Below are 20,750 nucleotides of genomic sequence, written 5' to 3' on the forward strand. Positions count from 1 at the left end.
AAGTGTCAGCGGTTTTCGGACAACATCATGCTCTAACTATTTAATTTAGAACAGGATGACTTCATCCTGTTCTAAAGCAGGCCTCGCATCGCATGCCCCTTGTAGACGCCGAGGATGCGGACTTTCTCGGAAAAGAACCGCAGTTCCTCCAACGCCCGGCGCACGTTCGGGTCGTTCGGATGGCCTTCGATATCGGCGTAAAACTGCGTCGCCACGAATTTTCCGCCGAGCTGGTAGCTTTCCAGCTTCGTCATGTTGATGTTGTTGGTGGCAAAGCCGCCGAGCGCCTTGTAGAGCGCGGCCGGAATGTTGCGGACGTTGAAGACGAAGGTGGTGACGACCTTTTCTTCCGCCGAATTCCGTTGCGCCCATTCCTCGTCGCGGGACAGGACGACGAAGCGGGTGACGTTGTTTTCCGTATCCTCGACATTTTCGGCGATGATCTCGAGCCCGTAGAGATCGGCGGCAAGGCGTGGCGCCAAGGCGGCCATCGAGCGGTCGCCGGTTTCCTGCACGAGTTTCGCCGCCCCCGCCGTATCGCCGGCGATCACCGGCTTCCAGCCATTGGCGCGAACGATCTTGCGGCATTGGCCGAGCGCGTGGATATGGCTGTGCACCGTGCGGATCTCGTCCTTGGTAACACCGGGCAGCACCATCAGCTGGAAACGGATCGGCATAAAATATTCGCCGATGATGTGCAGCCGCGACTCCGGCAGCAGATGGTGGATATCGGCGACGCGCCCGGCAATCGTGTTCTCGATCGGGATCATCCCGATATCGGCATCACCGTTGTCGACCGCCGTAAAGGCATCCTCGAAGGTCTGGCAGGGAAGCGGCTCCATGGTCGGAAACATGTCGCGGCTGGCCATGTCGGAATTGGCGCCGAATTCGCCCTGAAAGGCGATCCTGTTGGTCTTGATGTTCATGATGGTTCCGTCAGTTCGACTTTGCGGAGAGGATGCGCCGCGCTTTTTCGAGGTCGGCGGGAGTATCGACACCGAGCGGAACCGTGTCAACGATCTCGGCGTCGATGCGCATGCCTGCTTCCAGCGCCCGCAGCTGCTCCAGCGATTCGCGCTTTTCGAGCGTCGAGGGGCCGAGCGAGACGAAGCGTTCGAGCGCCGCGCGCCGATAGGCATAAAGGCCGATATGATGGTAGAGCGGCCCCTGGCCGTAAGGAGCCGTTGCCCGCGTGAAGTAGAGTGCGTGCAGCCGGTTGGCGGAAATCGGCGAACCGACGATCTTGACGATGTGCGGCGCGGTCTTGTCCTCCTCATTGTCGATTTCGGTCGTCAGCGTGCCGATATCGACCGCCTCGTTCTCGAGCGGGCGCAACGCCGCGCGCACCGTTTCCGGATCGATCGTCGGCAGATCGCCCTGGACATTGACGATGATTTTCGCCTTTCCCTCCGGATCGACTTTCGTCAGCGCCTCGAAGATCCGATCGGAACCCGATTGATGGTCTGCACGGGTCATGACGACTTCGAAGCCGGCGGCGGCCACGGCCTCGAACACTCTTGTGTCGTCGACGGCGACGACGACACGGCCGATGGCTGCCTCCCTGGCGCGCATCGCCACCTGCACGATCATCGGCAGACCGCAAATATCGGCCAGCGGCTTGCCCGGAAGCCGGGTGGAGGCCATGCGCGCCGGGATCAATACGAGCACGCCGTCTAAATTTGAATCACTCATGGTTCGGGCCTTCTATTCCGGGCTGAAAAGTGTCAAAAAGTCTCACGCACAAGACCATTTAGACAGTTGCAACGATCACCCAAAAGACATAGGTTCCGCGCGATTTCAAGATGGTCCGGTTTATGGTCTGCCGGCTGCAAGGGGAGCATTGCAGATGAATTCATACGTCAATACGGCCGTTGGGGCGCTGCTCGGAACGATTTTCGTTCTGATGTCTGTCTCCATCGCGTCCGAAGGGATCTTCCATTCCGAAGCACCGGAAAAGGAAGGTTTCGCGATCGTTGCCGAAGAGGCGCCTGCCGCCGGCGGTGAGGCTGCGCCTGCCGTTGCCGTTCCGATCGCGCAATTGCTCGCTTCTGCAGATGCCAAGGCCGGTGAAACTGTCTTCAAGAAGTGTCAGTCCTGTCATGACGCCACCAAAGGGGGACCGAATAAGGTCGGTCCCAACCTCTTTGGTGCCGTAGATCGCCCGATCGCCTCGCATGAAGGCTTTGCCTATTCCGCTGCCATGAAGGATTTCTCCAAGGGCGGCAGCGAGAAGTGGACCTTCGAAAACCTCAACAAGTTCCTGCTGGCGCCAAAGAAGGACATTCCAGGCACCGCGATGGGCTTCGCCGGTCTGGCGAAGGATCAGGAGCGCGCCAACGTTATCCTCTACCTGCACACGCTCGCCGATTCGCCGGTGCCGCTGCCGGATCCGAACGCCGCGACGCAGTAGCACGGCAGACAATCGCAGGACATTGAAGCCCGGCCCGCAAGCCGGGCTTTTTCGTTGTGCGGTAACAACATGCGTAAAGCAAAGACCTCAGGCGCCGAGGAAATAGGCCCAGAGCGAAACCGTGATGGCGCCGAGCGCCGTCGTCACCGTGATCGTCGAGGCGGCGAGGCTGTGACCGACGCCGAAGCGGTTGGCGATCAGCCAGGCGTTGACGCCGGTTGGGACGGAGGAGGTCAGCACGATCGCTGCCGTCCATTCGGGGCTGAGACCGAGCAGATGGCTCGCCGCCCAGACGCAGCCGGGCAGCAGCAGCAACTTCAGGCTCGAGGTGACGCTGGCGATGCCGAGATTGCCGGAGACGCCGTATCTCTCCAGCGCCATGCCGAGCGATATCAGCGCCGCCGGACCGGCAATGCCGGCGATCTGCCCGACGACCGTTGCCACCGTCGTCGGCATGGTGAGACCGGAAAGGTGCATGGCCATGCCGGCCGCAAGCCCGATCACCAGCGGATTGCGCACGAGGTTGACGGCGATCTGGCGAAGCACCAGCACCATGCTGCGATCGCTTTTGCCAGCGATCTTGCGCTCGGCATGCTCCATCAGCACCGTGCCGGCGACCATCATGACGGGCAGATGCACGGCAAGCAGGATCGACAGCGCCACTAGCCCTTCGTCGCCGACGGTCCGCTCGACGAGGGGCAGGCCGATGAAGATATTGTTGGCGAAGGCCGAGGAAACGCCGGCCAGCACGCCGATCCGTTCGTCGCGTCCGAAGAGGCGTGTGGCGGCGATATGGCCGGCCGTCCACGTGATGGCAACGCCGGAAAAATAGACGATCCAGAGCCGGAAGGGCGAGGCGCCATGAAAATCCGCCTCGGCGATGGTGCGGAAGAGCAGAAGCGGCACGGCGATCTTGAAGACGAATTCGCTGAGCGCTTCGCCGACATTCGACGCCATCAATCCGCTGCGCACGATTACCCAGCCGATGAGAATCAGAATGAAGACGGGAAGGACGTCGAAAATGATGGCTGACATAGGGGAGGCTGCTCTGCGCGGGGGAGTATTCGACGTCTAGCAGCAAACTGCTTGGTTTGAAAAGGCAATCGCCGTCCAATCAAGCACATCGGCAAAACAAAAAAAGCGGGCATAGCCCGCTTTTCCGCTCCGGTCTTGCCGGAAACCCGGATCACGAAGCTGCCAGTTCATCCGTGGTCAGCATCGCGCCGGTAAGATCGAAGGGGTCATCCCTCGTGCGCCCGGCTGCAACTGAAAGCTGCTCATGCCGGTCTTCTTGCGAGTATTTCTAGATATTGAAAATGACAGGGACATGACGAATAGGCGGCACTTTTGCGAAGAAATAGACAGGCCATCCACCATTTATCCTTCCAAACCGCGGAAATTTCGCTAAGACCAAACCCCGGCTATCACAAACTCCGGGACCCCCCATTTCATGACAAGATTCGATGTTCTGACAGTCGGCAACGCAATCGTGGATATCATTGCCCGTTGCGACGACCAGTTCCTCATTGACAACCAGATCACCAAGGCGGCGATGAACCTTATCGATGCCGAACGCGCCGAACTCTTGTATTCGCGCATGGGACCGGCGCTCGAAGCTTCCGGCGGCAGCGCCGGCAACACGGCGGCGGGCGTGGCGAGCCTTGGCGGCAAGGCTGCCTATTTCGGCAATGTCGCCCAAGATCAGCTCGGTGACATCTTCACACACGACATCCGCGCCCAGGGCGTCCACTACGAGACCCGGCCGAAGGGCACCTTCCCGCCGACGGCGCGTTCGATGATCTTCGTCACCGAGGACGGCGAGCGTTCGATGAACACCTATCTCGGCGCCTGCGTCGAGCTCGGCCCGGAAGACGTCGAGACCGACGTCGTGGCCGACGCCAAGGTTACCTATTTCGAAGGTTATCTCTGGGATCCGCCACGCGCCAAGGAAGCGATCCTCGATTGTGCCCGCATCGCCCATGAAAACGGCCGCGAAATGTCGATGACGCTGTCCGACAGCTTCTGTGTCGACCGTTATCGCGGCGAATTCCTCGATCTGATGCGCACCGGCAAGGTCGATATCGTCTTCGCCAATCGCCAGGAAGCGCTGTCGCTCTACGAGACCGACGATTTCGAGGAGGCGCTGAACAGGATCGCCGCCGATTGCAAGATCGCCGCCGTGACGATGAGCGAGGATGGCGCCGTCATCCTGAAGGGCCGCGAGCGTTTTTACGTCGATGCGATCAGGATCAGGGAAGTGGTCGATACGACCGGTGCCGGCGATCTTTTCGCCTCCGGCTTCCTCTATGGCTACACGCAGGGACGGTCTCTCGAGGATTGCGGCAAGCTCGGCTGCCTGGCTGCCGGCATCGTCATCCAGCAGATCGGCCCGCGCCCGATGACCTCGCTTTCCGAGGCCGCCAAACGGGCAGGGCTTATTTGAAGGCTTCGCCGGGATAGGCGCCCCAAATCTCCGACTGCGCCACCCAGCCCGAGGCGCCGTCGGATTCGGCACGGCACCAGTCGCCGTTGCATTCGCCGATCGTCAGCATCACGCCGGGTTCGAGCTTCGCGACGATCGAGGCGGAGGGCTGCGCCTCGCGGCGCAGATTGACATAAATGCCTTTGCCCTTGGTCTTCATCCACGGAGCGGCGATCGCCGCGCGTTGGCCTGACAGCAGCGACTGGTTGACCCAGCCTTCGGTGCCGTCGGCATCGCGGATGCGGCGCCAATTGTCGTATTCCTGGATGATCTCCACCGGCAGGCCGGATTTCAGGTACATCCAAGACACGGCGTAATCCGTTCCCGGACCGATGCGCAGGTTGACGCGCTTGGATTTCAGCGTGACGAAACGCGGCAATGGCAGTCCGCTTGGCCCCTTGGCCGCCTGCGCATGGGCGAACTCGACGCTTCCCATGGATGCAGCCAGAGCGATGGCAAGGGCGAGGCAGGACTTCAGGACTTTGCTGCGCATGGAAGTTTCCGTTTGCTCGAATTCGCGGGCAGGCCCGGCCTGCTCGCGCTCCGGGCTCTGACATTCCCCGGCTGCACCACGAGTTTTGTTTGTCTTCGCGTGCGGGTCTGGTAGAAAATGCCCGGAATGGGAAAATTATCACCCCTCTTGGTTAAAGACCTCTGAACAAGGCACCACAGGCAGCCATGACAGCGAAGAAAAAACCGAAGGTCTACATCACCCGCAAGCTGCCGGATGCCGTCGAAACCCGCATGCGCGAACTCTTCGACGCTGAGCTGAACATCGACGACGCGCCGCGCTCCGTTCCCGAGCTGATCGCTGCGGTCAAGACCGCCGACGTGCTGGTGCCGACTGTCACCGATCGCATCGACGCGGCGCTGATCGAACAGGCGGGACCGCAGATGAAGCTGATTGCGAGCTTCTCCAACGGCACCGATCACATCGACGTCGAGGCGGCGGCGCGCAAGGGCATCACCGTCACCAACACGCCGAACGTCCTGACCGAGGACACCGCCGATATGACCATGGCGCTGATTCTCGCTGTTCCGAGAAGGCTCGGCGAAGGTGCGCGCGTACTGACCGACAAGCCGGGCGAATGGGCAGGCTGGTCTCCGACCTGGATGCTCGGCCGGCGCATTCACGGCAAGCGAATCGGGATCGTCGGCATGGGCCGCATCGGTACGGCGGTCGCCCGCCGCGCCAAGGCTTTCGGCCTGTCGATCCACTATCACAATCGCAAGCGCGTCAATCCGGCCGTCGAGGACGAGCTGGAGGCGACCTATTGGGAAAGCCTCGACCAGATGCTTGCCCGCGTCGATATCGTTTCCGTCAATTGTCCGTCGACGCCGGCGACCTTCCACCTGATCTCGGCCCGCCGTCTGGCGCTGCTGCAGCCGACGGCCTATCTCGTCAACACCGCGCGTGGCGACGTGGTCGATGAAGCTGCGCTGATCAAGTGCCTGAGGGAGGGCCGGATTGCCGGCGCCGGCCTCGACGTCTTCGAAAACGAGCCCGCCGTCAACCCGAGGCTCATCAAGCTCGCCAATGAGGGCAAGGTCGTGCTGCTGCCGCATATGAGTTCGGCGACGATCGAAGGCCGCATCGACATGGGCGACAAGGTCATCATCAACATCCGCACCTTCATCGATGGCCATAGGCCGCCGAACCGCGTGCTGCCCGGCCGCTAAGCGCATTTAAGGATCGAATCACGCGTGGCGCATCAAGACGCAAGGACCTTGCGCATCTCGATGAACGTCGTCCTGTCAAAGCCGGGATGCGCCTTTTCGGCGGTTCTCGCAAATCCCCAGGCGGCAAAGACGGCGTGGTTGTCGGTGAGTTCGATCCGCGTTTCCAGCCGCAAAGCGGGAAGACCGAGCGCCGCAGCGGTCTCCTCGGCAATCCCCAGCAGCCGCTTGCCGAGGCCCTTGCCTTGTACCTCAGGCAGGACGGCGAGCTTGCCGACATAGAGACAATCAGCTTCCTGCCTCAGGAAGAGGCAGCCGATCAGCTTTTCGCCGTCGATGGCGACATGGCCGATCTCGGCCCTGGCCTTTTCGGCAAGTGACTCCATCGTCAGCTTGAGCGCTGAAGATGGCGGGTCGATCCTGCCGTTCATGGAGGCGAAGGCGGCGAGGATGAGAGCGAGCAGTTCGTCCCAGCGCGTGAAGCTATGATCAAGACGAACAATGGTCATCCGGCCTGTCTTTGTGTTGTCCGGCGTCGTTTGTAGCGAACCGTGTCGAAGCGGGCCGAGAGCGCGTCGTAGAGCAGCAACCGTCCGACCAGTGGTTCGCCGGTGCCGGTGACGAGCTTGATCGCCTCCATCGCCATCATCGTGCCGATGACGCCGGTCAGCGCGCCGATGATGCCGGCCTCGGCGCAGGCGGGAATCAGCCCCGCTGGCGGCGCTTCCGGAAACAGGTCGCGATATCTGGGGTTGGACGTTCCATCCTCAGCCGTCTCATAGGGCTTGAGAACCGTCAGCGAGCCGTCGAACCGCCCGACGGCGCCGCTGACGAGCGGGATGCGCGCTTCTTCCGCCGCATCGGCGGCGGCATAACGCGTGTCGAAATTGTCGGAGCCGTCGATCAGCAGGTCGAAGCCGGAGAGCTGACGGCGGGCGGCCTCCGGGGAAAAGCGTTCCTCGAAGCGGATCAGTCGGACATGCGGATTGAGCCTGGCGATGGCGAAGGCGGCACTCTCCGTCTTCAATTCGCCGATCGTGCCGGAATCATGGATCACCTGGCGCTGCAGGTTCGACAACGACACCCGGTCGTCGTCGACGATACCGAGTGTGCCGATACCGGCTGCGGCCAGATATTGCAGGACCGGCGCACCGAGGCCACCGGCGCCGATCACCAGCACGCGGGCGGCTTTCAGTTTCTGCTGGCCGGCGCCGCCGATCTCGGGCAGCAGGATGTGGCGGTGATAGCGCGCGATTTCGTCCGGGCTGAGCGGTTCCATGGCGCCGATGTTATCATGACGCCCGACGCCGGGAAAAGCCGCCTCCGTCATTCGAACACCCTTCCGTCGGAAACCGTGAAAAACTGCGCCCTGTCGCCGAGTGCCGAAAACATTGCGCGATCCGTTCCGGTCATGAAGGCCTGGCCGCCGAGCCCGTCGATAAGGTCGAATAACGCGGCTCGGCGACCCTCGTCGAGATGGGCTGCGATCTCGTCGAGCAGCAGGATCGGCGCATGGCCGGTGAGATTGCCGACGAGCCGGGCATGTGCAAGCACCAGGCCGACAAGCAGCGCTTTCTGCTCGCCGGTGGAGCAACGCTCCGCCTCCATCGCCTTTTCGCGGTGATGCACGATGAGATCGGCCCGGTGCGGGCCCTCGAGCGTGCGCCCTGCGCCGGCATCGCGGTAGCGGCTCTCAGCCAGCATCGCCGCGTAGTCGTCCTCGAGGTCGACCGAGGGGCGCGAGAACTGACCGTCCATGAAGCCCGAGAGCTGCAGCGCTGCCGAAGGGAAGGGCGACGTTTCGCGGGTTTCCTCGATCAGCCGGGTCAGCAGGCCGAGCATCTCCTGCCGGGCGAGCGCCATGGCGATACCGAGGCTTGCCATCTGCTCCTCGATGCCGGCAAGCCAGGAAGGGTCGAAGCGGCCTTCGTCCAGCAATTTGTTGCGGCTGCGCATGGCGCGCTCGAAATCGCTGGCGCGGCGGCCATGGGCGGGATCGAGCGACAGCACCAGCCGGTCGAGAAAGCGGCGCCGGTCGGAAGAGGCGCCGGTAAAGAGCCCGTCCATCGCCGGTGTCAGCCAGAGAAGGCGCAGATGGTCGGTCAGTTCGTCGGCAGTCTTTGCCGTCGTGCCATTGATGCGCAGCCTGCGGGCGGTGGTCTCCTCGCCCGTTTCGATGCCGGTGCCGATCTCGACGTCGCCCTCCATGCCGTCGAGCGCGGCGAAGATCGAAAAGCCGCCGGCCGCGCCGACGCGGGTAATGTCGCCATAAGCTGCGCGACGCAGACCGCGGCCAGGCGAAAGCAACGAGACGGCCTCCATGAGATTGGTCTTGCCGGCGCCGTTGTCTCCCGTCAGCACGGCATGCCGACCATCAAGGGTAAGGGCCGCCGCCACATAGTTGCGGAAGTCTGTCAGCTTCAGACGGGAAAGAGAAACCTTGTGCGGCATAGAATGTCCGGAATCGTAAAGCGTGACAGCTAAGCCGAAGCGGCGCCGATGGCAAGGCTGGCAGCTTTTTGGCCGCGGATCGTGTACCGCCGCTGCTGCCGAACGTCAGGACGCGGCGGCTGGCGCCACGCAGGACACATATTCCAGATGATCCCGTGACCAAAGCCCTTGTGTCCGAGATCCTCCCGATGGAACGGCAGCCATGGCACTTTCGAAATTCGGTTAAAAATACAACCATACGAGATGGCCTGACATCGCCAAACCGATCCCGTCGACACTCATTGCCAATGTCTTCCAGCGCCGGATATTTCGGGGTTTGCCGTCATCCTCTAACGCTACTGACGTAACGTAAAGCCCAAAAAAAGTTGGTTGAATTTTGCAACTGTAGGGTTGAGTTATCCGATGCAAACGATATGGTAAACGGACCGTTTATGTATAAGAGAGTGATGAAGTGCCAGATCCGGTTGATATTATCGTCGGTCGCAACGTCAGACAGTTTCGCGCCCTTCGCCGTGTTTCTCAGCTCGAGCTTGGCGAAGCACTCGGACTGACTTTCCAGCAAATCCAGAAATACGAGAAGGGGGCGAACCGCGTTTCCGCCAGCAAGCTGCATCAGATCGCGGTTTTTCTCGACGTCGAGATCTCCGCTCTCTTCGAGGGTGCCGGCATGTCGCCATTCGGCAGCCGTGTCGAACTCAGCCCCGACGCCTATGCGCTTGCGCTGAGCTACGACAAGCTGAACTCACCGGCAGGCAAGGAAGCGGTCAAGACCATCGTCACCCTCATGACGGGGGAAGCGGCCGAAACCACCGCCTGATCCCACTGCAGCAATCACGGTTCCCACGGAAAGCACGACCTATTCAAGGTCTGGATGGCTTCCGGACACCTGCGGGTGTGCAGCAATATTGGGAGGATGACCTGCATCAGAACAAAGACCGGAAGCAGACCGCCTGATTGAGGTTTGATGCCGCGCGCTTCAGTGAATCTCGCATTCGTGCAGCGCCATCAGCAGATCGTCCTGCGTCTGGTGGCCGGCATGATAGAGGTCGATCGCGATGCTGGCAATGGAAAGGCCTTGCTGGCTGCGAAGCTTGATGTTGCGCTCGGCGCACCATGTGTAGATGGCGCCGGCGAGAACGTCGACATCTTCGGACTGAGAGGAAAAGGCTGGCGCCATGGCTGATACCCTTGGTTTGTTTGTTCCCGCTAGCGCTAAGGACGCTCTATCACTTTGATTTGGTGCATGCCCCCGAAATCGATTCCGGCTCCCAGGGTCATGCACTGACGGCAGAGACTGAATTCATTTGGAAAACTTGCAAGCGGCATCATCTGGCTGCGTTAACGCAAGTCATCGTCCCGCCCGCCGCCGTATCGATCCGGGACAGATTCGCCGGCATGGACGGCGAATGTCGCAAATCGAGATTCCGGGAACAAAAAAACCGGAGACGTTTCCGTCCCCGGCGTAATGGGCATGTCGATCGCGGCTCAGCCTTCGAAGAATTCCTTCATGCGGGCAAAGAAGCCCGTCGATTCGGGATTGTTCTCCTTGGAGGAAAGCTGCTCGAATTCCTGAAGCAGTTCGCGCTGGCGCTTGGTGAGCTTTTGCGGCGTCTCGATCTGGATCTGGATGTAGAGGTCGCCCGTCTGCACCGAACGCAGCACTGGCATGCCCTTGCCCTTGAGACGGAACTGTTTGCCGACCTGGGTGCCCTCGGGCACGGTGACGCGGGACTTGGTGCCGTCGAGCGTCGCCACGTCGAAGGTGCCGCCGAGTGCCGCCGTCGTCATCGAGATCGGAACGGCGCAATAGAGATCGGCTCCGTCGCGCTGGTAGAATTCATGCGGTTTGACGGACAGGAAGATATAGAGGTCGCCTGCCGGTCCGCCGCGGGCGCCGGCCTCGCCTTCGCCCTGCAGCCGGATGCGGGTGCCGTCCTCGATGCCGGCCGGGATATTGACCGAGAGCGAACGCTCTTCCGTCACACGGCCCTGGCCGTGGCACTTCGGACACGGATCGGGAATGATCTGGCCGCGGCCGTGGCAGGTCGGGCAGGTCCGTTCGATCGAAAAGAAGCCCTGTGCCGCGCGCACGCGCCCCGTTCCCTGGCAGGTGCCGCAGTTCTTCGGCTGCGTGCCGGGTTTGGCGCCTGAACCCGAACAGACGTCGCAGGTGATCGACGTCGGAACGCGGATCTGCGCCGTCTTGCCGGAAAAAGCCTCTTCCAGCGTTATTTCCATGTTGTAGCGAAGATCGGCGCCACGTTCGCGGCCGCCCGACGAGCGCTGGCGCGCGCGCCCTCCACCCATCATCTCGCCGAAGATATCCTCGAAAATGTCGGAGAAACCGCCGCCAGCAAATCCGCCGCCACCGCCGCCCATGCCGCCATGCTCGAAGGCCGCATGACCATAACGATCATAGGCCGCCCGCTTCTGCGGGTCCTTGAGCATCTCATAGGCTTCGTTGATTTCCTTGAACTTCCGTTCGGCGTCCTTGTCATCCGGGTTCTTGTCCGGATGGTATTTCATCGCCAGTTTGCGAAAGGCGCTCTTCAGCTCTTTCTCGTCCGCCGACTTGGCTACACCCAGAGTTTCGTAAAAGTCCGCTTTTGCCATTAAGGATTAAACCCCGGAAATGGATTTCCGGCTGCCATGGTGAGCAGCCGGATCAGATGTTGAAGCATAACCACGCCGTCGCGGATTACGCGGACTTCTTGCGGTCGTCGTCCTTGATTTCCTCGTAGTCGGCATCAACGACATTGTCGCCGCTTTCCGCGGAGGCATCGCCGGCAGCGCCGCCTTCGGCCTGCTGTGCTTCATAGATCGCCTGGCCGAGCTTCATCGACACTTCCATCAGCGTCTGGGTCTTGGCCTTGATGTCGTCGGCATCGGGCTCGGATGCTTCCGACGCCGTCTTCAGTGCGGCGATCGCATCCGAGATCGCGGTGCGGTCGGCCTCGGAAACCTTGTCGCCATAATCCTTCAGCGACTTTTCCGTGGAATGGATCAGGCTTTCAGCCTGGTTCCGGGCTTCGACGGCCTCGCGGCGCTTCTTGTCCTCGGTGGCATGGGCTTCGGCATCCTTTACCATCTTCTCGATGTCGGCGTCGGAAAGACCGCCGGACGCCTGGATGCGGATCTGCTGTTCCTTGCCGGTGCCCTTGTCCTTGGCCGAAACCTGCACGATGCCGTTGGCGTCGATGTCGAAGGTGACTTCGATCTGCGGCATGCCGCGCGGCGACGGCGGCAGACCGACGAGGTCGAACTGGCCGAGCAGCTTGTTGTCGGCAGCCATTTCACGCTCGCCCTGCGAAACGCGGATGGTGACGGCCTGCTGGTTGTCTTCGGCGGTCGAAAACGTCTGGCTCTTCTTCGTCGGGATCGTCGTGTTGCGTTCGATCAGACGGGTGAAGACACCGCCGAGCGTCTCGATGCCGAGCGACAGCGGCGTCACGTCGAGGAGCAGGACGTCCTTGACGTCGCCCTGCAGAACGCCGGCCTGGATGGCGGCGCCAAGGGCCACCACTTCATCCGGGTTGACACCCTTGTGCGGCTCCTTGCCGAACAGCTGCTTGACGACTTCCTGTACCTTCGGCATGCGGCTCATGCCGCCGACGAGAACCACTTCGTCGATTTCGGCGGCAGTGACGCCGGCATCCTTGAGCGCTGCCTTGCACGGCGCGATCGTCCGCTGGACAAGATCGTCGACCAGGCTTTCGAGCTTGGCGCGGGTCAGCTTCAGCGTCAGATGCTTCGGGCCGGAGGCGTCGGCCGTGATGAACGGCAGGTTGATTTCGGTCTGCTGCGAGGACGAAAGCTCGATCTTTGCCTTTTCCGCAGCTTCCTTGAGGCGCTGCAGGGCAAGCTTGTCGTTCTTCAGGTCGATGCCGTTGTCCCTCTTGAACTCGGCAACGAGATATTCGACGAGACGCATGTCGAAGTCTTCACCGCCGAGGAAGGTATCGCCGTTGGTGGACTTCACTTCGAAGACGCCATCACCGATCTCGAGGATCGAAATATCGAAGGTGCCGCCGCCAAGGTCGTAGACGGCAATCGTCTTGCCTTCTTTCTTGTCGAGACCGTAGGCCAGCGCTGCAGCAGTCGGCTCGTTGATGATGCGCAGGACTTCAAGACCGGCGATGCGGCCGGCATCCTTGGTTGCCTGGCGCTGCGCGTCGTTGAAGTAGGCGGGAACGGTGATGACGGCCTTCTCGACCTTCTCGCCGAGATAGGATTCGGCAGTTTCCTTCATCTTCTGAAGGATCATCGCGGAAATCTGTGCGGGCGAGTAGCCCTTGCCATTGGCTTCGACCCAGGCGTCGCCATTGTCGCCCTTGACGATGGTGAAGGGAACGAGGTGCTTGTCCTTCTCGACGGTCGGATCTTCGTAGCGGCGGCCGATCAGGCGCTTGACTGCAAAGAGCGTATTCGTCGGGTTGGTGACTGCCTGGCGCTTGGCCGGCTGGCCGACGAGGCGTTCGCCATCATCGGAAAATGCCACCATGGAAGGGGTCGTACGCGCACCTTCCGCGTTCTCGATGACCTTCGCGTCCTTGCCGTCCATGACTGCGACGCAGGAATTCGTCGTTCCGAGGTCGATACCAATTACTTTTGCCATGTCATTCTCTCCTTGAAGCAAGCTGTGGGAACCCCGAGAAGGCATTTCCCTGACAGCCCCTTACGGGATGGGTCTACTTAAGATTACGCAATCGTGATTGCGGTGATGCGGCGTATATAAGGAGCGGTTTTCTGGACTGCAAGGCGAGAAATGGCCCGGAATCCAGCAAAACGAATGTGTTGCATTCAATTTTGACAGTAGCCGTGAAAGAGGTCGCCCTATGTCCGGAAACCGGCCGATGTCTGAAGCATGTCGCGCAAAACCGTGTAGCGTTTTTGCGACAACGACATGCGTAAAACAAGGACCTCAAGCGCAAGGCGCGAATCCGAAAGATCATGGCGCGCTTTAGAGCATCGGGCGTGCGCCGGGCATGCAGCAAAGATCTCACTGGCCCATGATCAGATCGAGCAGCGTCGTGCGCCGCGGCTGGACGGAAGAGGTGGTTTGCGGCCCTCCGACATTGCCGGGCGGGATGACGTTTCCATAACCGGACCCGCCGCCTTCGGCAACGTCGGCAGGAGGAATCGGGCCGTTTCCGGATGTTGTCGTCTGCTGCCGGACCGGCGCCTGCGGATAGCGGTTTGCATTGTCGTCGCCGCCGAAGACGCCGGAAATAATGCCGCCGATCGTCGATGGCGGCGCCTCGGCCGTCATCGGTTGTCCGCTGCCCAGCTGCCCATCGGCCGGTGCCTGCGCCATCGGCTGACCATTGTTCGGATCGGCGATCAACTGGCCGTTGCCGAAGAGCGGTGCCGGCGAAAGACCCTTGTGGGCGGCGATCATGAATTCCTTCCAGGCCTTGGCCGGCAAGCCGCCGCCGGTCACCTTCTTCATCGGCTTGCCGTCGTCATTGCCGAACCAGACCCCGGTGGTGAGATTGCTGGTGAAGCCGACGAAGAGCGCGTCGCGCGAATTCTGGGTGGTGCCGGTCTTTCCCGCCGCCTGCCAGCCGGGGATCTTGGCGCTCTTGCCGGTGCCGTTGTCGATGACGCCCATCATCATTGCATCCATCTGGGCGACGATCTGCTCGGAGAGCACGCGCGGCGGGCTGTCATAGGTATTTTCGTAGAGAACCTTGCCCTCGGCGGTCGTCACCCGGCGGATGACGTGCGGCGTCGCCTTGTAGCCGCCGTTCATGAAGGCGGCATAGGAGGCGGTGAGTTCCATCAGCGACACCTCGGACGTGCCGAGAGCGATCGAGGCGTTCGGCTGCAGCTCGCTTTCGATGCCGAGCCGGTGGGCAAGCTTGATCACCTGATCCGGCCCGTCATACATCACCAGCTGGGCGGCCACCGTGTTCAGCGACTTGGCAAGCGCGGTCGCCAGCGTCACTTCGCCATTGTATTTTTTCTCGTAATTTTCGGGCGTCCAGTCGCCGATCCGGATCGGCGCGTCGTTGAACACCGAATAGGGCGTCAGCCCCTTCTCGAGTGCTGCGGCATAGACGAAGGGCTTGAACGAGGAACCCGGCTGGCGTTTGGCCTTGACGGCGCGGTTGAACTGGCTCGTCGCATAATCCCTGCCGCCGACCAGCGCCCGGATCGCGCCGGTGCCGTCGATCGAGACCAGGGCCGCCTGCGAGGCGTCGAGCTTGCCGCCTTCCTTGTCGAGTACGTCGACCAGCGATTGCTCGGCCTTCTTTTCCAGCGACTTGTCGATGGTCGTATCGACGATGACGTCTTCCTTGACGTCGCCGATCAGACCCGGCAGCGCGTCCATCACCATGTCGGCGACATAGTGCCCGGCGCCCGACCAGTAACTCTTGGCCGAAGCCGGGGTCTGCGACATCGCCGTCTTGACCTCGGAATCGGTGATGAAGCCCTGTTCGCGCATCGCCGCAAGCACGAGTTGGGCGCGTGCATTCGCAGCTTCCGCATCGCGGGCCGGCGAAAGCCGCGACGGCGCCTTGAGCAGGCCGGCGAGCACCGCGGCCTCGCCGAGGTTTACGTCACGCGCCGATTTGTTGAAGTAGCGGCGCGAGGCTGCCTCGACGCCATAGGCGTTCGATCCGAAGAATACCCGGTTGAGATACATCGCCAGGATCTGGTCTTTGGTGTACTTCTGCTCCAGCCAGAACGAGAGCAGCACCTCCTGCACCTTGCGTTCCAGCGTTCTTTCAGGCGAGAGGAAGAGGTTCTTGGCAAGCTGCTGGGTCAGCGTCGAGCCACCCTGGACCATGTGGCCAGCCGTGAGATTGGTCACAACAGCCCGGCCGAGGCCGAGCGGATCGACGCCGAAATGCGAATAGAAACGCCGATCTTCGATGGCGATGACGGCTTCCGGAATATAGGGCGACATGTTTTCGAGCGACAGCGCCTCGCCGCCGGTGGCGCCGCGATTGGCGATGACGCTGCCGTCGACAGCGGTGATCTTGACGTTCGGCGGCCGTTCCGGGATCGCCCATGTGCTGGCGCTCGGCATGCGCGAACCATAATAGACTACGAGCCCGGCAACGCCGATGCCGGCCCAGATGAAAAGCACGACGCACCAGTAGGTCACGCGGCGCATAAAGCCGAACAACCCGCCGCCATCGTGCTCCCGCGGCTCGCGCCGCCGCCGGGGGGCGGCACGCCGCGGCGGAGGTTTTGCGCCACCGCGGCGCTGGGATCGGCCTCCGGCAATGCGATCATCGTCATCGAGCGAAAATTCATCATCGTCGCGTGCCGGGCGGCCGCTGAAAGACGGTTCTATTCTGTCGCCTGATCTGCCTCTGCCTGCCATCGCGGACCGGTCACACCCCATATTCGATCGCGAAGTCAGCTTCGCATAACGGCGCTCTTCTCCAGCGCCGCGCGTCTTTTCAGGCGCGCAAAGGACGCTGGAGCACTTTGAGTGCCGCCGTGATCATCCGACTGAACTGTAAATGCGGCGATTTAACGGGGTATTAATAATGGAAAGTAAAGCAGATTGGCGACAGCATTGGCCTTCAGAACTGCCGGGCTTCGTAATCGTCGAGCGTTTCCGGGTCCTGCTTATATTCCCACTCGCCCAGATGAAAGCGGCGCCAGATCTGGCCGGAAGGATTGAGGTTCGCCCCATCGGTGAGGCGCACAGGCAGGATAGGGTTGTGTTTATGCCAAACGGTAACATCTGTGGCGGCCGCCCGAGGGGCGAAAAGCCCGAAGAAAGCCAGGTAGTCTTGCGTCATTAGGGTCCAGCCTCGAACGGATCAAGATTGATCCGCAACTTCACAAAAATGCAATAAAGAATCCTGCAATACAAGAGCATCGCGGTGGCCTCACATCAAATTGTCGGTGACCGCATTCGAGGATCGATGCTTCCCCTGCGGCTCCTGTCTAGCGCTCGCCGGCCAAGCCGCACGTCTCATGAAAAAAAGACCTGAAGTGCGTCACGTGAATCACTGATGATACGACGCATTTTTCAGCGCCGCGCGTCTTTTCGAGAAACATAAAAAATGTGTAACACATTGAATTTCCGCATAGTGTTTTCCTCAAATCGGGTCCGTTTCAAGGAATTATGCAGCAGGCGGAACCAATAGGCTTCGCGATTGTTTATGAAGAAGCGGGACAACCCCTCACGTCCCGCGAATGATCGGCCGTCTCCCCTCAACGCGTGCCGATCGACATCAGGCCCGGTGCATCCCCCCAAGGGAGCGCCGGGCTTTTTCTTGGGTGTTTGCCCTTGGCAAACCTCGGAAGAGGACGGCGCTGCCGTCCCCCTTCTCATTCGTCGCAGGAGGGATCGCCGGGGCGGCAATCAAAATCCCTGCGGTCTGGCCTGCGGTCATCGCCCCTGCGGTCGTCCCCTTGCCGGTCACCTCTTTGCCGGTCACCTCTTTGCAAATCGTCCCTTTGCCGATCGCCCCGTTGATTGTCGTCGCGCCAGTCACGATCTCGGTCGCGCCCATCTCGGTCGCGATCCCGCTCACGCCAGTTCCGGTCGCGATCCCGGTTATCCCGATCGCGGTCGCGATCCCGATTGTCGCGGTCGCGGTAGTAATAGTCCGGGCCGCGGCTCCAGCGGTCACGTTCGCGATAGAAATCGCGGTTGCGGTAGTAGCGGTCCCAATAATTGTCGACGCTGAAGCGAATCATCGGAATGCCGAGCGGGCGGTAATATTGCGGACCGACATAAACGCGGCGCTGCTGATAGAGGGCCTGCACGTACTGGCCGGAAACCCAGCCGCGGCCGCCGTAGAACTCGACATCGCACCAGTTGACGTCGGAAAGGCATCCGCGGATCTCGACGGAGGAACCGGCCGGTATGACGGCAACGGCAGGATATCGGGTGCTCGGACCGGCACGCATGTTGACGTTCGCCGTCGAGTAGCCTTCGGCAGCCTGCGCTATGGCGGGCGCCAGCATAAGCACGCCGGCGGCTGCAATTTTAACAAAGAGATTTTTCACGCTTCTCAGTCCTTGTTGGCACGTTTTTCAGGCAGCGCTTGGCCGCGTTTCCTTGGCATACGCCATTGAAACAAAAGATAGAGCGATCGCCCGCAGGTGTCAGGGCGTTATCATTCATCTTATCTTTCAATGGCTTATACGTCGCTCGCGATGAACGTAGCTTGAACGGCGAAATGTCTGTCAGCGCCCTTGGAGCCGCGCGTGGTGCTTCCGGCAAGGGCCGGTATTGTTAAAGGTCCGTTAACCTTTCAGCGGCAGTCTCACTGCAATACCCGCTTGCTCCTTGACCACGGATGAACTGGCACTGAGGTGAGCGGATGACGAAAGGCCGGGTCGAACCGGCCTTTTTGTTTGTCGCAACTTTGCGTGGCGCATCTTGATTGAAGGGCGCCCTTTCCTTCAGGTGGCGAGCGCCTGAAGAATCCGCACCCAGGAGCGGATGCCTTTGTGGTAGGAGATAAGCTCGTATTTCTCGTTCGGCGAGTGGATGCGATCATCGCTGAGGCCGAAGCCGACGAGCAGCGATTCCATACCGAGCATCTTCTGGAAATCCCCGACGATCGGGATCGACCCACCCATGCCGATGACGATGGCGGGTTTCGGCCACTCGTCGGAAAGCGCGTTCTTCGCCTTGGTGAGAACAGGCGAATCATAGGAAAGATGAATCGCCGGCGAGCCGCCATGCGGATGGAACTCGACCGAGCAATCGGCGGGAATCTTCGCGCTGATATAGCTGCGGAAAGCCTCGCGGATGGCGGCCGGATCCTGCGTGCCGACGAGGCGGAACGAAACCTTCGCCGAAGCCTTGGCGGCGATCACCGTCTTGAAGCCTTCGCCGGTATAGCCACCCCAGATACCGTTGATTTCGGCGGTCGGCCGTGCCCAGGTGAGTTCCAGCACCGAGCGGCCTTTTTCGCCGGATGGAATGGAAAGGCCGACTTCGCCGAGGAAGCTCTCCGCGGTCTTGCCGAGCGTTTCCCATGACGCCTTGATGTTGTCGGGCGTTTCCTCGACGCCGTCATAGAAGCCGTCAAGCGTGATGCGTCCCGTCTCGTCGTGCAGACCGGCAAGAGCCTCGACGAGAATATGGATCGGATTGGCGGCCGCGCCGCCGAAGAGACCGGAATGCAGGTCGCGATCGGCGGCCGTCACGATCACTTCCTCGCCGACGAGGCCGCGCAGCGCTGCGGCGATTGCCGGCGTGTCGCGGTCCCACATGCCGGTATCGCAGACCAGCGCATAATCGGCCTTGAGCTCGGCGGCATTGGCTTCGAGGAAGGGCTTCAGGGAGGGCGAGCCAGACTCCTCCTCGCCCTCGAAGAGGATGGTGACGCGGCAGGGAAGCGCGCCGTTGATCTCCTTATAGGCGCGGCAAGCCTCGACAAAGGTCATCAACTGGCCCTTGTCGTCGGAGGTGCCGCGGCCGGTCAGGATCTTGCGGCCCTCGCCGACATCCTTGATCGATGGCTCGAAGGGGTCGTTTTCCCAGAGCTCGATCGGGTCGACCGGCTGAACGTCGTAATGGCCGTAGAACAGAACATGCGGCGCATCGGCGGAAGCGCCGGCATGGTGGGCGACCACCATCGGATGGCCAGGCGTATCGCGCACGGAGGCCGTAAAGCCGAGCGTCCCGAGATAGCCGACGAGCCATTCCGCAGCCTTTCGGCATTCGGCTTTATAGGCGGGATCGGTGGAAATTGATTGGATGTGCAGAAGCTCGAACAGCTTTTCGAGGCTCGATGGAAGGTTCTGGTCCGCGCGCGAAAGCACCTGACTTACATCCGTCATTTCCGACTCCTTTTCGAAATTCGGCCGGACGATAGACCAAACCGGAAATGCACGCGAGGCGGAAAAAAACAAAAATCGGCGGGGGCGCAAAGCGCCGGCATGGCCCAGATTAGCTGTTCGCGCGGTGGCACTTTTCGGTCAGAGCGCCTTGGCGTTTTCCAGAAGCCGGCGGATATATTCAAGCGTCAGCTCGCGCTCGAAAACCCGGAAACCTTTAAACAGCGCAAGATCGGCCTCACGCGCGGTCTCGATCGCCTCGGCCTCCATGGCGCGGGCTCTCGGCGTCAGGAAGAGCAGTTGCGCCCGCTTGTCGGATGGATGCGGCCGGCGTTCGATTAGCCCGTCGCGGACCATGCGCGAAAGCGTATTGGCCATGGTCGCCTGCTCGATATCGACCCGCTCGAGAAGCTGTTTCTGGGTCAGCCCGTCCTCGGCCCAGAGTTCCAGCAGAATGGGGAACTGCCCTGGAGAAAAACCGAGCCCGACCGCGCGCTGGTGCAGCGAGCGGGCAAAACCCTTCGCCAGCTGGCTGGCAAGGTAGGCTCCCGAATCCATGCGGTTAAATCCCATGATTGCAAGTTAGGCTCAAAACCATGCCGGAGACAATGCAGCAAATCGCATACGATGCTCCATAACATGCGAGCTGCGATCAGAATTTCGAGTGTCTCGAAAAAACAAAAGTCGCCATGGCCTGGAGGTTGGCCATGGCGACTTTAAAGTGGGGACAAAGGCCCGGAGAGGGGGATAAGGCCTTTGTCCAAGCCTGACGCGGCGGGGGACAAGCCGGTAATCAGACCCGCGGCGCAATCAAGCGCCGGTGACATGGATTTGTGCCTTAGAATGTGGTTTTTCAAGGGAGGGCCATCGTTACAAATCGGTAACAGTTTGGTGAGCCGGAATCCCTGCCGCACAATTCCTGAGATCGGAATCGATGGAAGGATAAAATTATGCAACAACGCC

The 20,750-nt window shown here is 61.1% G+C and carries 19 protein-coding genes; 4 read left to right on the plus strand and 15 right to left on the minus strand.

What is annotated here, in order from left to right; genetic code table 11:
- Positions 1 to 71: 71 nt before the first annotated feature.
- Both RlegSU303_RS23365 and RlegSU303_RS23370 read right to left on the minus strand, forming a co-directional pair.
- A complete protein-coding gene (locus RlegSU303_RS23365; RefSeq protein ID WP_003544355.1) occupies positions 72 to 926 on the minus strand; it encodes a prephenate dehydratase in 855 nt (284 codons plus the stop codon).
- Between the two features lie 10 nt (positions 927 to 936).
- Positions 937 to 1,692, minus strand: coding sequence for a 3-deoxy-manno-octulosonate cytidylyltransferase (locus RlegSU303_RS23370; RefSeq protein ID WP_131719763.1), 756 nt, complete (start codon positions 1,690 to 1,692; stop codon positions 937 to 939).
- 154 nt (positions 1,693 to 1,846) lie between these two features.
- Here RlegSU303_RS23370 and RlegSU303_RS23375 point away from each other — a divergent pair, with 154 nt between their 5' ends.
- A complete protein-coding gene (locus tag RlegSU303_RS23375; protein ID WP_077977700.1) occupies positions 1,847 to 2,410 on the plus strand; it encodes a c-type cytochrome in 564 nt (187 codons plus the stop codon).
- A gap of 87 nt (positions 2,411 to 2,497) precedes the next feature.
- Here the strand turns inward: RlegSU303_RS23375 and RlegSU303_RS23380 are convergent, their stop codons facing one another.
- A complete protein-coding gene (locus tag RlegSU303_RS23380) occupies positions 2,498 to 3,445 on the minus strand; it encodes an AEC family transporter (protein ID WP_017962748.1) in 948 nt (315 codons plus the stop codon).
- A gap of 415 nt (positions 3,446 to 3,860) precedes the next feature.
- On the opposite strand from RlegSU303_RS23380, the gene RlegSU303_RS23385 reads away from it, so the two are divergent.
- On the plus strand, positions 3,861 to 4,853 hold the full coding sequence (locus tag RlegSU303_RS23385; RefSeq protein WP_131621031.1) for an adenosine kinase: 993 nt from the start codon (positions 3,861 to 3,863) through the stop codon (positions 4,851 to 4,853).
- Here RlegSU303_RS23385 and RlegSU303_RS23390 read toward each other — a convergent pair.
- Positions 4,846 to 5,385, minus strand: coding sequence for an SH3 domain-containing protein (locus RlegSU303_RS23390; RefSeq protein WP_011649962.1), 540 nt, complete (start codon positions 5,383 to 5,385; stop codon positions 4,846 to 4,848). The two genes, RlegSU303_RS23385 and RlegSU303_RS23390, sit on opposite strands and share 8 nt — an antisense overlap.
- A gap of 185 nt (positions 5,386 to 5,570) precedes the next feature.
- On the opposite strand from RlegSU303_RS23390, the gene RlegSU303_RS23395 reads away from it, so the two are divergent.
- Positions 5,571 to 6,572, plus strand: coding sequence for a 2-hydroxyacid dehydrogenase (locus RlegSU303_RS23395; RefSeq protein WP_011649963.1), 1,002 nt, complete (start codon positions 5,571 to 5,573; stop codon positions 6,570 to 6,572).
- A 32-nt stretch (positions 6,573 to 6,604) separates the two neighbouring features.
- On the opposite strand, the gene RlegSU303_RS23400 is transcribed toward RlegSU303_RS23395, so the two are convergent.
- Genes RlegSU303_RS23400 through recF form a run of 3 tightly spaced genes read right to left on the minus strand, consistent with a single transcriptional unit; the run spans position 6,605 to position 9,020 of the window.
- Entirely contained in the window at positions 6,605 to 7,078 is a 474-nt protein-coding gene (locus tag RlegSU303_RS23400) for a GNAT family N-acetyltransferase (RefSeq protein WP_131719762.1), read from the minus strand.
- Complete coding sequence (locus RlegSU303_RS23405; RefSeq protein WP_131621035.1) at positions 7,075 to 7,899, minus strand: molybdopterin-synthase adenylyltransferase MoeB; 825 nt, start codon at positions 7,897 to 7,899, stop codon at positions 7,075 to 7,077. The genes RlegSU303_RS23400 and RlegSU303_RS23405 overlap by 4 nt, the downstream gene beginning before the upstream one ends.
- Entirely contained in the window at positions 7,896 to 9,020 is a 1,125-nt protein-coding gene (gene recF, locus RlegSU303_RS23410; RefSeq protein ID WP_131621037.1) for a DNA replication/repair protein RecF, read from the minus strand. The genes RlegSU303_RS23405 and recF overlap by 4 nt, the downstream gene beginning before the upstream one ends.
- A gap of 451 nt (positions 9,021 to 9,471) precedes the next feature.
- Between recF and RlegSU303_RS23415 the strand changes: the two genes are divergently transcribed.
- The gene (locus RlegSU303_RS23415; protein WP_017962753.1) at positions 9,472 to 9,837 is read left to right on the plus strand and encodes a helix-turn-helix domain-containing protein; all 366 of its coding nucleotides are present in this window, start codon (positions 9,472 to 9,474) and stop codon (positions 9,835 to 9,837) included.
- Between the two features lie 159 nt (positions 9,838 to 9,996).
- On the opposite strand, the gene RlegSU303_RS23420 is transcribed toward RlegSU303_RS23415, so the two are convergent.
- From RlegSU303_RS23420 to RlegSU303_RS23455, 8 genes are all read right to left on the minus strand, one after another.
- Entirely contained in the window at positions 9,997 to 10,197 is a 201-nt protein-coding gene (locus RlegSU303_RS23420) for a hypothetical protein (RefSeq protein WP_003544370.1), read from the minus strand.
- 308 nt (positions 10,198 to 10,505) lie between these two features.
- Positions 10,506 to 11,633 (minus strand): molecular chaperone DnaJ, encoded by a 1,128-nt coding sequence (gene dnaJ, locus RlegSU303_RS23425; RefSeq protein WP_017962754.1) that lies wholly within the window; start codon positions 11,631 to 11,633, stop codon positions 10,506 to 10,508.
- Between the two features lie 85 nt (positions 11,634 to 11,718).
- On the minus strand, positions 11,719 to 13,635 hold the full coding sequence (dnaK, locus tag RlegSU303_RS23430; protein ID WP_017962755.1) for a molecular chaperone DnaK: 1,917 nt from the start codon (positions 13,633 to 13,635) through the stop codon (positions 11,719 to 11,721).
- Between the two features lie 384 nt (positions 13,636 to 14,019).
- The gene (locus RlegSU303_RS23435) at positions 14,020 to 16,356 is read right to left on the minus strand and encodes a transglycosylase domain-containing protein (protein WP_131629985.1); all 2,337 of its coding nucleotides are present in this window, start codon (positions 16,354 to 16,356) and stop codon (positions 14,020 to 14,022) included.
- 205 nt (positions 16,357 to 16,561) lie between these two features.
- The gene (locus tag RlegSU303_RS23440; RefSeq protein WP_027682216.1) at positions 16,562 to 16,783 is read right to left on the minus strand and encodes a hypothetical protein; all 222 of its coding nucleotides are present in this window, start codon (positions 16,781 to 16,783) and stop codon (positions 16,562 to 16,564) included.
- Between the two features lie 535 nt (positions 16,784 to 17,318).
- On the minus strand, positions 17,319 to 18,002 hold the full coding sequence (locus RlegSU303_RS23445) for an SH3 domain-containing protein (protein ID WP_131621041.1): 684 nt from the start codon (positions 18,000 to 18,002) through the stop codon (positions 17,319 to 17,321).
- 399 nt (positions 18,003 to 18,401) lie between these two features.
- Positions 18,402 to 19,790 (minus strand): dipeptidase, encoded by a 1,389-nt coding sequence (locus RlegSU303_RS23450; RefSeq protein WP_131719761.1) that lies wholly within the window; start codon positions 19,788 to 19,790, stop codon positions 18,402 to 18,404.
- Between the two features lie 138 nt (positions 19,791 to 19,928).
- Positions 19,929 to 20,345, minus strand: a complete 417-nt coding sequence (locus RlegSU303_RS23455) for a MarR family winged helix-turn-helix transcriptional regulator (protein ID WP_003544385.1) — start codon at positions 20,343 to 20,345, stop codon at positions 19,929 to 19,931.
- Between the last annotated feature and the right edge of the window lie 405 nt (positions 20,346 to 20,750).

This window comes from Rhizobium sp. SU303 (assembly GCF_021052345.1).
GTDB lineage: Bacteria > Pseudomonadota > Alphaproteobacteria > Rhizobiales > Rhizobiaceae > Rhizobium > Rhizobium laguerreae.

What these genes read in the sequence shown, in the direction of transcription:
- RlegSU303_RS23455 (WP_003544385.1), bottom strand. Translation starts at nt 20,345, where the DNA reads ATGGATTCGGGAGCCTACCTTGCCAGCCAGCTGGCGAAGGGTTTTGCC.
- RlegSU303_RS23400 (WP_131719762.1), bottom strand. Translation starts at nt 7,078, where the DNA reads ATGACCATTGTTCGTCTTGATCATAGCTTCACGCGCTGGGACGAACTG.
- recF (WP_131621037.1), bottom strand. Translation starts at nt 9,020, where the DNA reads ATGCCGCACAAGGTTTCTCTTTCCCGTCTGAAGCTGACAGACTTCCGC.
- RlegSU303_RS23395 (WP_011649963.1), top strand. Translation starts at nt 5,571, where the DNA reads ATGACAGCGAAGAAAAAACCGAAGGTCTACATCACCCGCAAGCTGCCG.
- RlegSU303_RS23380 (WP_017962748.1), bottom strand. Translation starts at nt 3,445, where the DNA reads ATGTCAGCCATCATTTTCGACGTCCTTCCCGTCTTCATTCTGATTCTC.
- RlegSU303_RS23390 (WP_011649962.1), bottom strand. Translation starts at nt 5,385, where the DNA reads ATGCGCAGCAAAGTCCTGAAGTCCTGCCTCGCCCTTGCCATCGCTCTG.
- RlegSU303_RS23450 (WP_131719761.1), bottom strand. Translation starts at nt 19,790, where the DNA reads ATGACGGATGTAAGTCAGGTGCTTTCGCGCGCGGACCAGAACCTTCCA.
- RlegSU303_RS23385 (WP_131621031.1), top strand. Translation starts at nt 3,861, where the DNA reads ATGACAAGATTCGATGTTCTGACAGTCGGCAACGCAATCGTGGATATC.
- RlegSU303_RS23420 (WP_003544370.1), bottom strand. Translation starts at nt 10,197, where the DNA reads ATGGCGCCAGCCTTTTCCTCTCAGTCCGAAGATGTCGACGTTCTCGCC.
- RlegSU303_RS23440 (WP_027682216.1), bottom strand. Translation starts at nt 16,783, where the DNA reads ATGACGCAAGACTACCTGGCTTTCTTCGGGCTTTTCGCCCCTCGGGCG.
- dnaK (WP_017962755.1), bottom strand. Translation starts at nt 13,635, where the DNA reads ATGGCAAAAGTAATTGGTATCGACCTCGGAACGACGAATTCCTGCGTC.
- dnaJ (WP_017962754.1), bottom strand. Translation starts at nt 11,633, where the DNA reads ATGGCAAAAGCGGACTTTTACGAAACTCTGGGTGTAGCCAAGTCGGCG.
- RlegSU303_RS23375 (WP_077977700.1), top strand. Translation starts at nt 1,847, where the DNA reads ATGAATTCATACGTCAATACGGCCGTTGGGGCGCTGCTCGGAACGATT.
- RlegSU303_RS23365 (WP_003544355.1), bottom strand. Translation starts at nt 926, where the DNA reads ATGAACATCAAGACCAACAGGATCGCCTTTCAGGGCGAATTCGGCGCC.
- RlegSU303_RS23435 (WP_131629985.1), bottom strand. Translation starts at nt 16,356, where the DNA reads ATGGCAGGCAGAGGCAGATCAGGCGACAGAATAGAACCGTCTTTCAGC.
- RlegSU303_RS23405 (WP_131621035.1), bottom strand. Translation starts at nt 7,899, where the DNA reads ATGACGGAGGCGGCTTTTCCCGGCGTCGGGCGTCATGATAACATCGGC.
- RlegSU303_RS23370 (WP_131719763.1), bottom strand. Translation starts at nt 1,692, where the DNA reads ATGAGTGATTCAAATTTAGACGGCGTGCTCGTATTGATCCCGGCGCGC.